Genomic DNA, 12,365 nt, shown 5'->3' with positions numbered 1-12,365 from the left:
TGCATCGCCGATGGTAGTGTGGGGTTTCCCCATGTGAGAGTAGGTCATCGTCAAGATTAAATTCCGAAACCCCAATTGCGAAAGCAGTTGGGGTTTTGTTTTGGGCGCTCGAAAAGTGTCTGCCTTGCCCCCGCACACCTGTCAGCCCTGTGTCCGCCCCGTGCACCACAGTGCTAAAGTCCATCCCTCGATTTTGCTTTTCCCAAGGAAACCGTTATGCCGGACGCGACGTCCCTCAGTCCTGGATTCATGGTGGTTCATGGCAACCGCCTGGACGAGCTGCGAAGCCTGGTGGTCAGTTGGATGCGCCGTTACCCACTGGCGCCTTTGGAAAACGAAATCGCCCTGGTACAAAGCAACGGCATTGCCCAATGGCTTAAGCTGGCCTTGGCCGAAGACCCGGAAGTCGATGATATGGGCGGCTGTGGCATTGCCGCAGCCATCGACGTGCAATTGCCTGGCAGCTTTATGTGGCAACTTTATCGTATGGTTTTGGGCCGTGACGAAATCCCGCCCAAGTCCCTGCTTGATAAAGCCCCGCTGACCTGGCGCCTCATGCGCCTGTTACCCGAGCTGATCGGCCAACCGCATTTCGAGCCTCTGCAACGCTTCCTGACTCAAGACACCGACCTGCGCAAACGTTACCAACTCGCCGAGCGCCTGGCTGACTTGTTCGACCAATACCAGGTTTACCGTGCTGACTGGTTGGAAGATTGGGCCGCAGGCCGGCACCAACTGCGCAATGGTCGAGGCGAGTCCAAACTGCTCAACCCAGCCAACTGCTGGCAAGCCGAGTTATGGCGCGCGCTGCTGCTGGATGTGGGTGAAGCAGGCATGGCCGAAAGCCGGGCCGGCGTTCATCAGCGCTTCATCGAGCGCATCAACAGCCTTGAACAAGCACCGCCCGGCTTGCCTCCCCGGGTGATCGTCTTCGGCATCTCATCGCTGCCGGCCCAGGCGCTGGAAGCCTTGGCGGGCCTGGCCCGTTTCAGCCAGGTCCTGCTCTGCGTGCATAACCCTTGCCGCCATCATTGGTCGGATATCGTCGCGGACAAGGACTTGCTGCGTAACGAATACAAACGCCAGGCGCGTAAAGCGGGCATGCCCGTCACTATCGACCCACAAACCTTGCATCAGCACGCCCATCCGCTGCTTGCTGCCTGGGGCAAACAGGGCCGTGATTACATCAGCCTGCTGGACTCCTATGATGACCCCAACAGCTACCGCGCCGCATTTCGCGACGGTCGTATTGACCTGTTCAGCGACAGCGAACCCACCACGCTCCTCAACCAACTCCAGGACGATATCCTCGAACTGCGCCCGTTGAATGAAACCCGTGAGCTCTGGCCCGCTGTCGACTTGCAACGTGATACTTCGATCCGTTTCCATATCGCCCACAGCGCCCAGCGCGAAGTGGAAATCCTCCACGACCAATTACTTCATCGCTTCAGCGCCGACCCCACCTTGCGCCCTCGGGATATCATCGTCATGGTCCCCGACGTCGACAGCTACGCACCGCATATTCGCGCGGTCTTCGGCCAGCTCGAACGCCATGACCCACGCTTCATCCCCTTCACCCTCACAGACCAAGGCCAACGCGGCCGCGACCCGCTGTTGATCGCCGTAGAGCACCTGCTCAAACTCCCCGACAGCCGCTTCCCTGTCAGCGAAATCCTCGACCTGCTCGACGTCCCAGCCCTGCGCGAACGCTTCGCCATCAAAGAGCGTGACCTGCCCACCTTGCATCGCTGGATCGAAGGTGCAGGCATCCGCTGGGGTCTGAATGCCGAGCAACGCGCCGGTTTGGGCCTGCCCACGGAACTGGAGCAAAACAGTTGGCGATTTGGCCTGCGCCGTATGCTGCTAGGCTATGCCGTCGGCACCGGCACGGCCTGCGACGGTATTGAACCTTATGACGAAATCGGTGGCCTCGATGCGGCCTTGATCGGCCCGCTGGTCGGCTTGCTCGACGCCTTGAGCGATGCCCATCAAGCGTTATCGGAACCCGCCGCGCCACAGGCCTGGGGCGAGCGCCTACAACGGTTGATGCAGCTGTTTTTCCTGCCCAGCAGCGAGCACGATGACTACCTGCTGGGCCAGCTCGAACAATTAAGAGAAACCTGGCTGGAAACCTGCGAGTCCGTTGGTCTGCAAGACGAGTTACCCCTTACGGTAGTACGTGAGGCATGGCTGGCCGGGTTGGATCAGGGGCGCCTGTCTCAGCGCTTCCTGGCGGGAGCGGTCAATTTCTGTACGCTCATGCCCATGCGTGCGATCCCGTTCAAGCTGGTCTGCCTGCTGGGCATGAACGACGGCGATTACCCGCGGGCCCAGCCACCCCTGGATTTTGACCTGATGGGCAGCGATTACCGTCCCGGCGACCGTTCTCGCCGCGAAGACGACCGCTACTTACTGCTCGAAGCGCTGCTGTCAGCCCGTGACCAGCTGTATATCAGCTGGGTAGGCCGCAGCATCCGTGACAACAGCGATCGCCCGGCCTCGGTGCTGATCGGCCAACTACGCGACCACCTCGCCAGCGGCTGGCAGCACACCAGCAACGATCTGCCGCTGATCGACGCAATGACCCAGGAGCACCCGCTGCAACCCTTCAGCGCCCGCTACTTCCACGAAGGCGATTCGCTGTTCAGCTATGCCCGCGAATGGCAATTGCTGCATCAGGCACCGGCGCTCATCACCCAAGAGCAAGGCTTGGCCCCTCACCAACAGGAAGAGCCCCTGAGCCTTGGCCAGTTACAAGACTTCCTGCGCAATCCGGTCAAGCACTTCTTCAGCCAGCGCCTGAAAGTGTTCTTCGAAGCCGCTGAAGTGCCCCTGGCTGACGAAGAACCCTTCGTGCTGGACGCATTGCAACGCTACAGTTTAAGCGACAGCCTGCTGAACGCGGCACTCACCCAACCCGACCAACTCGATCAGGCGCTCAACGCCCAGGCCCTGCGACTGCAAGGCAGCGGCCTGCTGCCGATGGTCGGTTTCGGTGAATGCTTGCGTAACGAGTTGATCGAGCCGTTGCCGGATCTGGTGCAACGCTATCAACACCTTCTGGCGCTGTGGCCCACCCCACATACCGGCGCTGAACCGATCAGCTTTGCTTACCAAGGCATCCAGCTGGAAGGTTGGATCAGCGGTCTGCACCGACGCAGTGATGGCGGACTGTTAAGCGTCACCACCATCCCCAACAGTATTGGTTCGATCAAGACACGCAAGTGGCACCGCCTGATCCGCCCCTGGGTCAATCACGTGGTGGCCTGCGCCTGTGGCCTGCCCTTGAGCACCGGCCTGGTAGCCAGTGACGACACCTTGTTGTTGGCCCCACTGGACAAGGCCGGCGCCGAGGACATCCTCGGTAACCTGCTGTTGGCCTGGCACACGGGAATGAGCGCGCCGCTACCGGTCGCAGTGAAAACCGCGTTCGCCTGGCTCGGCCAGACTGACCCCGCCAAGGCCCAAGCGGCTGCGAGCAAAGCCTATGAAGGCGATGGCATCACCACTGACGGCGAACGCCGCGAAACGCCTGCCCTGACGCGGCAATTTCCCGATTACGCGGCCCTGGTCGCCAGTGAAGAATTCGAAGGCTGGTGTGAAACCCTGTATCGCCCGCTGATCAACGCCCCCTGGCGATCGCTTTCCAGCACGGAGGCTGACGCATGATCGGCAAACCCTTGGCCCTGGCGTTCCCGCTCAAAGGCAGCCAGTTGATTGAAGCCAGTGCCGGCACCGGCAAGACCTTCACCATCTCCGCCTTGTACCTGCGCCTGGTGCTTGGCCACGGCGGTGATGAGTCCGGTTTCGGCCGCGAACTGCTGCCACCGCAAATCCTCGTGGTGACGTTTACCGACGCCGCCACCAAGGAACTGCGTGAACGTATACGCATCCGCCTGGCCGAAGCCGCGCGCTTCTTCCGTGACGAAATCCAACAGCCTGATGCGCTGATTGCCGACCTGCGCGAGCAATATGATCCGCAGCAATGGCCCGCCTGTGCCAATCGCCTGGACATCGCCGCGCAATGGATGGATGAAGCCGCAGTCTCCACGATCCACAGTTGGTGCCAGCGCATGCTGCGCGAACACGCATTCGACAGCGGCAGCCTGTTTACCCAGACCCTGGAAACCGACCATAGCGACCTGCTGGGCGAAGTGCTGCGCGACTACTGGCGATTGTTCTGCTATCCAATGCACGACGATGCCCTCAACTGGGTGCGCAATCATTGGGGCGGCCCCGCGGCGCTGATGCCACGGGTGCGTGCGTTGTTCGGCAGCGAGCGGCCCACCGACGAAACCCGCGAGCCCGCCGAACTGATCACCGCCTGCCTGCAAGAACGCCGTGCCGCGCTGGTTGCCCTCAAGGCACCCTGGCAACAATGGGCTGCCGAGCTGCGGGATATCTGCCTGCAAGCCGTCGCCGCCAAAGCTGTCGATGGGCGCAAGATGCAAGCGCGCTACTTCGAGCCCTGGTTCGAAAAGATCAGCGCCTGGGCCGCTGACGAAACCCTGGAACAACTGGACATCGGCACCGGCTTTACCCGCCTGACGCCCGACGGAATGGCCGAAGCGTGGAAAGGCGCTCCGCCGCAGCACCCCGGCATCGAGGCCATGGCCAGCCTCAAAGCCAGCCTCGACGCCTTGCCAACGCCCGACGCGGCGGTGCTGCAACACGCTGCCGGCTGGGTCGGCAAACGCTTCGAGGAAGAGAAACGTCGCCGCGCCGAGATGGGGTTTGACGACATGCTGATCCGCCTCAACGCCGCCCTCCAGGCAGACGGTGGCGAGCGCCTGGCCAGTGTGATCCGCGAGCAATTCCCGGTGGCCCTGATCGATGAATTCCAGGACACCGACCCGGTGCAATACAGCATCTTCGACAGCATCTACCGCATCGAGGAAAACCACCTCGACAGCGGCCTGTTCCTGATCGGCGACCCCAAGCAGGCGATCTACGCCTTTCGCGGCGCCGACATCTACACCTACCTGCGCGCCCGGCAGGCTACTACCGGTCGCCATCACACCCTGGGCACCAACTTCCGCTCCAGCCATGCGATGGTCGAGGCGGTGAACCATGTGTTCCAGCGTGCGCAAACCGGCCGTGGTGCGTTCCTGTTTCGCCAGCCGAATGGCGATAACCCGGTGCCGTTCCATTCGGTACTGTCCCAAGGCCGCAGCGAACAGCTGCAGGTCGACGGCCACACGCTGCCGGCCATGAACCTTTGGCACCTGCCCACCGATCAGCCGATTTCCAACGCGGTTTATCGTCAGCACCTGGCCGCCGCCTGCGCCACGCAGATCGTCGCGTTGCTCAATGGTGGCCAGCAAGGCACCGCGGGCTTTGTAAAAGAGGGCACCCTCAAGGGCGTGTTGCCGTCAGACATCGCCATCCTCGTGCGCGACGGCAAGGAAGCCCAAGCCGTACGTGCCGAACTGGCCAGTCGTGGCGTGCGCAGTGTGTACCTGTCGGATAAAGACTCGGTGTTTGCCGCCCAGGAAGCCCATGACCTGTTGGCCTGGTTGAAGGCTTGCGCGGAACCGGATGTCGAACGCCCGCTGCGTGCCGCCCTGGCTTGCGTCACCCTGAACCTGTCCCTGTCGGAGCTGGAGCGTCTGAATCAGGACGAACTGGCGTGGGAATCGCGGGTGATGCAGTTCCGTGGCTACCGTGCCATCTGGCGTACCCAAGGCGTGCTGCCGATGCTGCGTCGCCTGCTCCACGACTTCAAGCTGCCGCAAACCCTCATCGCCCGCAGTGATGGCGAGCGGGTGCTGACCAACCTGTTGCACCTCAGCGAGTTGCTGCAACAGGCCGCCTCGGAACTGGATGGCGAGCAGGCGTTGATCCGTCATTTGGCCGCGCATCTGGCGCTGTCGGGGCAGGCCGGTGAAGAACAGATCCTGCGCCTGGAAAGCGACGAGCAATTGGTCAAAGTGGTGACCATCCACAAATCCAAGGGCCTGGAATACGACTTGGTATTCTTGCCGTTCATCTGTTCGGCCAAGCCCGTGGATGGCAGTCGCTTGCCGCTGCATTACCACGATGAACAGGGCAAGTCCCACGTCAGCCTGCGACCCACGGCCGAGCTGATCGCCCAAGCCGACGATGAGCGCCTGGCCGAAGACCTGCGTTTGTTCTACGTGGCCTTGACCCGCGCCAAACACGCTTGCTGGCTGGGCATCGCCGACCTCAAGCGCGGCAATAACAGCAGCTCGGTCTTGCACCTGTCTGCGTTGGGCTATTTGCTCGGTGCCGGCGCGTCGTTGGGCGAATCAGCGGGTCTGGCGCGCTGGTTGTTGGACTTGCAACAAGGCTGCGCGGCCATCGGTTATGACCTTGTGCCGGACGCCCAAGACATCCTGTTCCACCCGCCGCGCAATCAAGCGACCCTGCTCGCGCCGTTGCTGCCTGTACGCAAGGCCGCGGAAAACTGGTGGATTGCCTCCTACAGCGCCTTGCGCATTGGCGACAGCATGAGCGCCGCCAACCTCGAAGCCCCCGAAAGCCCACAGGCCCAGAAGCTGTTCGATGACGAACGCCTCGACCCCGATGCCCCTCGGGAAACGGTCGCGTCCGGCGGGGATATTCACCGTTTCCCACGCGGTCCCAACCCAGGCACCTTCCTTCACGGCTTGTTGGAATGGGCCGGTGAAGAAGGGTTCAACGTGACCCCAGAGGCCATCGAAAAAGCCGTGGGCGCACGCTGTAACCGCCGCAACTGGGAAGGCTGGATCGTCACCCTCAGCGGCTGGCTGGAGCATCTGCTGCAAACGCCACTGCCCCTGTACAACGACCGCTTCACCCTCAGCAGCCTGCAGCAGTACCAGATCGAGATGGAATTCTGGTTCGCCAGTCACACCGTCGACGTACTCGCCCTCGACAAACTGGTATGCCAGCACACCCACGGCGGCGTGTCCCGCGTGGCCGCCGAACCGGTGCTGCTCAACGGCATGTTCAAAGGCTTTATCGACCTGACCTTCGAGCACGATGGCCGTTACTACGTGGCCGACTACAAATCCAATTGGCTCGGCCCTGACGACTCGGCCTACACCCAAGACGCCATGGAACACTCGATCCTCGAGCATCGGTACGACCTGCAATACGTACTTTATCTGCTGGCCCTGCACCGCCAACTCAAGGCGCGCCTGCCGCATTACGATTATGACCAGCACGTCGGCGGTGCCCTGTACCTGTTCCTGCGCGGTAGCCAGTCGGTGAGCCAGGGCGCGTATTTCACCCGCCCGCCCCGTGAGTTGATCGAAAGCCTGGACCTATTGTTCCAGGGCAAGCCCATCCCACCCAAGGTTGAGCCCGCCTGGGAACAAGGAATGTTGTTATGAGCCTGTCGCCGTTACCGCTGGAGGCGCTTTTGCCCCTTGATCGCGCCGCCGACCTGCTGCAGTTGCTGACGCGTTGGGTCGAGCGCGGTTGGCTGCGGGCCTTGGACAAAGCCTTCGTCGGTTTCCTGTACGAGCTGGACCCAGACGCCGATCCGCTGGTGCTGCTGGCGGCAGCCTTGACCAGCCATCAACTGGGCCATGGCCACGTCTGCCTGGATGTGTTCGAAACCCTCAAAGCGCCGGATTTCGCCCTGTCATTGCCGCCCGAAGGCGACCTGCACACCGGTGCCATGCTGCTACCCTCGCAGTTGCTGCACGGCCTGGATGGCGCGCATTGGTGCCATGCCCTGGCTTCAAGCCCGTTGGTCGCGCTGGCCGTCGATGGCAGCGAGGAGGCCCGCAGCCGCCCGTTGGTGTTGTCCGGCAAGCGCCTGTACCTGCGCCGCTACTGGACCTACGAGCGGCGTATCGACCGCGCCCTGCGCCTGCGCCTTGCCAGCGTGGAAGAGGCCGCCGTCGATCTGCCGCAACGGCTCAATCGCCTGTTCGACCAACCGGCGCCCGATGGGGTGATTGACTGGCAAAAGCTCGCCTGCGCCCTGGCGACCCGCGGCGCCTTCAGCATCGTCACCGGCGGCCCCGGTACCGGCAAGACCACCACCGTGGTACGCCTGCTCGCGCTGTTGCAGGCGCCCGCCGTGGAGTCCGGCAGCCCGTTGCGCATTCGCCTGGCTGCGCCCACCGGTAAAGCCGCTGCCCGCCTGACCGAATCCATCAGCCAGCAAGTGCTGTCACTGACAGTGCCCGACAGCGTGCGGGAAAAAATCCCGACCCAGGTCACCACGGTCCACCGCTTGTTGGGCAGCCGTCCGGGCACCCGGCACTTCCGTCATCATCTGGGTAACCCGCTGCCTTTGGATGTGCTGGTGGTGGATGAAGCCTCGATGATCGACCTGGAAATGATGGCCAACCTGCTCGACGCCCTGCCGCCCCATGCGCGGCTGGTATTGCTGGGCGACAAAGACCAACTGGCCTCGGTAGAAGCGGGGGCCGTACTTGGCGATTTGTGCCGTGATGCCGAAGCCGGCTGGTATAGCCCGCAGACTCGCCACTGGCTGCAAGCCGTCAGCGGTGAAGACCTCAGCAGCAGCGGCTTGCAAGAAGACCTCGATGGCAGCCATCCCCTGGCCCAGCAAGTGGTGATGCTGCGCTATTCGCGCCGCTTCGGTGAAGGCAGCGGTATTGGTCAACTGGCGCGTTGGGTCAACCAGCAAAACGCTGAAGAGGCCCGCCAGCTGTTAGCCGCAGGCCGCCACGACGACCTGTTCTGCGTCAGCCTCAAGGGCGAACATGACCACGCCCTTGAGCGCCTGGTACTGGACGGGCAGGGCGATGGCGCCCAGGGTTACCGCTACTACCTGAACCTGCTGCAATCGGCACGCCCCTCTGCGGACACACCGCGTGACGATCCAGCCTGGACCGATTGGGCCCAACAGTTGCTGCACGCCTTCGACGCGTTTCAGCTGCTTTGCGCCGTGCGCAAGGGCCCGTGGGGCGTTGAAGGGCTCAACCTGCGCATCACCGCGGCGTTGCGCAAGGTACGCCTGATCGAAGGTGACGAGCAGTGGTTCGAAGGCCGACCGGTGCTGATGACTCGCAACGACTACGGCCTGGGCCTGATGAACGGCGACATCGGCATCGCGCTGAAATTGCCCGAAAGCGACGCAGGGCCCCACGTGCTGCGGGTGGCCTTTCCACGTAACGATGGCCAGGGCGGCGTGCGCTTTGTATTGCCCAGCCGGTTGAATGATGTGGAAACCGTGTACGCCATGACCGTGCACAAATCCCAGGGGTCTGAGTTCACTCACACCGCGCTGATCCTGCCGGATGCCCTCAACCCGGTGCTGACCAAAGAGCTGATCTATACCGGTATTACCCGTGCCAAGCGCTGGTTCAGCCTGGTTGAGCCGCGCGGCGGCGTGTTTGAGGAAGCGGTGCGGCGCAAGGTCAAGCGTCTGAGCGGATTGATGTTGGACTTGGACCTTCCGTCTGAAAAAAATGACTGGTAGGTCAGGCGATATTTCTTATTCAGACGTCTGATTTTTCTGAAAAAATAGCGAACCCCTCGAATGCTGTGCTTCGTGGGGAGGTCCGCCGCTGTGCTATCGTTGCGGCATCATCCTGAAAACACTTGAGAGTATCGCTGCATGAATGTGGCTGTCTCGCCCAAAGCGCGCAGTTGGAGTTGCAGACGCCTGTTACAGGTGACGGTGCTGTGCCTGCTCGCGCCGTGCATATTTGCGCAGACGCCCAGCCTGGCCGAGCACCGTGCCCAGGCGGTCACCCAAGTGGTGCTCGGTATCCTCAGCTACGCCCGTTGGCCGGTTGAGCCGCAGACATTGCGCCTGTGTATCGTCGGGCCCACCCAGTACACCGATGACCTGATCAAGGGCACCACGCAGGCCACTGGCCGTCCAGTGTCGGTGCGCCGTTTACTGGTCGATCATCCCGACATCGTCAATGCCTGCGACGCGGTCTACATCGGCAGGCTGAGCGTGGATGAACGCACCCGGCTGTTTACGTCGTTGATTGGCCACCCGGTGCTCAGCATCAGCGAAGGCGGTGACCAATGCACCGTGGGCAGCCTGTTTTGCCTGCGGGTGAGCGATGAGCAAGTGTCGTTCGAAGTCAACCTGGACTCCGTTGCCCGCAGCGGCGTGCGCATTCACCCCAGCGTGCTGCAACTGTCCCGCCGTCGAGCGCCTGCGCCATGAAGTTGGCTAAAGGGCGACCGACCCTGCGTTCGGTCATTGGCCGTGGGCACATGATCCTGGCGCTGGTGGCGGTGACCTTGGCCAGTGTCTCCCTGACCCTGCTCGGTGTGCTGGCGTTACGCGTGTACGCCGAACATAACCTGCACTTGATCGCGCGCTCCATCAACTACACCGTGGAAGCGGCCGTCGTGTTCAACGACAGTTCGGCAGCCACTGAAGCCCTGAGCCTGATCGCCTCCACCGAAGAGGTTGCCCAGGCCGAAGTCTTCGACGATGAGGGCAAACTGCTGGCGCAATGGGTGCGGCCGAACACCGGTATGTTGTCGCAGGTTGAGCTTGAACTAGCGCACGCCTTGCTTGAGCAGCCCATCAACCAACCGATTCTCCATCAAGGACAAACGGTCGGCAGCATCCACCTGACCGGTCATGGCGGTAGCCTGCTGCGCTTCTTGCTGAGCGGCCTGGCGGGGATCCTGATTTGCACCGCCCTCAGTGCCTGGGTGGCCTTGCACCTGTCGCGACGCCTGTTGGACGGTATCACCGGGCCGCTGCAAAGCCTCGCTGCCGTGGCTCATGCCGCCCGCAGCGAACGCGACTTTGACCGCCGTGTGCCACCGGCAAAGATCGCTGAACTCGACAGCCTGGGCAGCGACTTCAACGCCCTGCTTGGCGAGATGGAAGCCTGGCAGACCCATCTGCAAAGCGAAAACGAAACCCTGGCCCACCAGGCCAGCCACGACAGCCTCACCGGCTTGCCCAACCGCGCGTTCTTCGAAGGCCGGCTGATCCGCGCCTTGCGCAGCGCCGCCAAGGTCAACGAGCAAGTGGCGGTGCTGTTCCTCGACAGCGATCGCTTCAAAGGTATCAACGACAGTTTTGGCCACGCCGCCGGCGATGCCGTGCTGGTGGCTGTTGCCGACCGCGTGCGGGCGCAACTGCGTGAGGATGACCTGGTGGCGCGCCTGGGCGGTGATGAATTCGCGGTGTTGCTGGCGCCCCTGCACAAGGCCGAAGACGCCCAGCGCATCGCCGACAAGATCATTGCCAGCATGGGCGCGCCGATCCCACTGCCAGGAGGCAGCCAGGTGTTGACCTCCCTCAGTATCGGCATTGCGATCTATCCCGAACATGGCGCCACTCCCGGCACCTTGCTCAACGCCGCCGATGCGGCGATGTACCAGGCCAAACGACTGTCCTCGGGCGGCCAGCAAACGGCGGAGTCGGAGCACCCCGTCGCCAACGTTCAACACAGGAGTTGATTCCCTTGTTCGCTAACACGCGCGTTTTATTTATTTCTTTACTCGTGGCCTTCCTGGCCCTCAGCGGCTGCCAGACGCCGCCCAAAGGCCTGACCCCGGCGCAGGTCGCCGTGCTCAAGCAACAAGGCTTCGAGCTGACCGATGAAGGCTGGGCCTTCGGCCTGTCCGGCAAAGTGCTGTTTGGCAGCGACGTCGAAACCCTCAACAAACCCAGCACCGACATCGTCGAACGCATCGGTGGCGCCCTGGTTGGCGCCGGCATTGAGCGCGTACGTGTCGACGGCCACACCGATGCCTCGGGCAAAGAACCCTACAACGTGGCCCTGTCCCTGCGCCGCGCCAAAAGCGTGGGCAAGGTGCTGACCCGCGTGGGTATGAAAGAAGAAAACATCCAACTGCGCGGCCTGGGCAGCAGCGAGCCGGTGGCGTCGAATACGACCACGGCAGGCCGAACCGAGAATCGTCGGGTGTCGATCGTAGTGATCGCAGACTAAGCGGGTTCACCTTCCCCCAGCTAAAACCCATTCAATATGTGGGAGCTGGCTTGCCTGCGAAGGCGGCCTGACAGTCAACACAGTTGGACCGTGTACATATCCATTTCTGCGGTAACGGCCACTTAGGGTTCCGCTTTTACAGCGGCTCACTTTTGAAAAGCGCAAAAGTAAGCAAAACGCTCTTGCCCCACCACTCGGCACCTCGCTTAGGCTCGGTGTGCCCGTAATCCGCCAGTGATTTGGGGGGCCGCCGCCACGCGCCATCCATGGCGCGGGGCGGCTAAACCGGCATCCCTGCCGGTTTACCCCCCAAATCCCTGTCGAATTCCGGCCAGCGTGGTTTAACGGGGCGCCTGAGATCAAGATCAAAAGCACGGCGTTTTTCAAGTTAGTTGTCGCGTCCACCGTCGTGCTACGCGACTTTTATTACCACGGTCAGCTCCCTTTCAGGGTTCAGATACACCGTCCCGATAGGGTTCCAGTTGCGTGTCTCGCCTGACC

6 protein-coding genes are annotated in these 12,365 nt (G+C 62.3%); all 6 read left to right on the top strand.

Annotation, left to right across the window (positions count from 1 at the left end; all coding sequences use genetic code 11):
• The first annotated feature begins 216 nt into the window (after nt 1–216).
• The 6 genes from recC to BUE92_RS00080 all read left to right on the top strand — a co-directional run bounded on the left by recC (nt 217) and on the right by BUE92_RS00080 (nt 11,864).
• Nucleotides 217–3,669: an exodeoxyribonuclease V subunit gamma gene (recC, locus tag BUE92_RS00105; RefSeq protein ID WP_073521441.1), complete on the top strand. Its 3,453-nt coding sequence runs from the start codon at nt 217–219 to the stop codon at nt 3,667–3,669.
• A complete protein-coding gene (recB, locus tag BUE92_RS00100) occupies nt 3,666–7,337 on the top strand; it encodes an exodeoxyribonuclease V subunit beta (protein ID WP_073521440.1) in 3,672 nt (1,223 codons plus the stop codon). Before recC ends, recB begins: the two co-directional genes overlap by 4 nt.
• Nucleotides 7,334–9,406, top strand: a complete 2,073-nt coding sequence (recD, locus tag BUE92_RS00095; protein WP_073521439.1) for an exodeoxyribonuclease V subunit alpha — start codon at nt 7,334–7,336, stop codon at nt 9,404–9,406. The genes recB and recD overlap by 4 nt, the downstream gene beginning before the upstream one ends.
• Nucleotides 9,407–9,544: 138 nt before the next feature.
• Nucleotides 9,545–10,111: a YfiR family protein gene (locus BUE92_RS00090; protein WP_073521438.1), complete on the top strand. Its 567-nt coding sequence runs from the start codon at nt 9,545–9,547 to the stop codon at nt 10,109–10,111.
• Complete coding sequence (locus BUE92_RS00085) at nt 10,108–11,370, top strand: diguanylate cyclase domain-containing protein (protein ID WP_073521437.1); 1,263 nt, start codon at nt 10,108–10,110, stop codon at nt 11,368–11,370. The genes BUE92_RS00090 and BUE92_RS00085 overlap by 4 nt, the downstream gene beginning before the upstream one ends.
• A gap of 5 nt (nt 11,371–11,375) precedes the next feature.
• Entirely contained in the window at nt 11,376–11,864 is a 489-nt protein-coding gene (locus tag BUE92_RS00080; protein WP_073521436.1) for an OmpA family protein, read from the top strand.
• The last annotated feature ends 501 nt before the right edge of the window (nt 11,865–12,365 follow it).

The organism is Pseudomonas fluorescens (assembly GCF_001902145.1).
GTDB lineage: Bacteria > Pseudomonadota > Gammaproteobacteria > Pseudomonadales > Pseudomonadaceae > Aquipseudomonas > Aquipseudomonas fluorescens_BV.
Note: the sequence above shows the minus strand (reverse complement) of the source record. Positions and strands in the feature narration are given on the sequence as shown.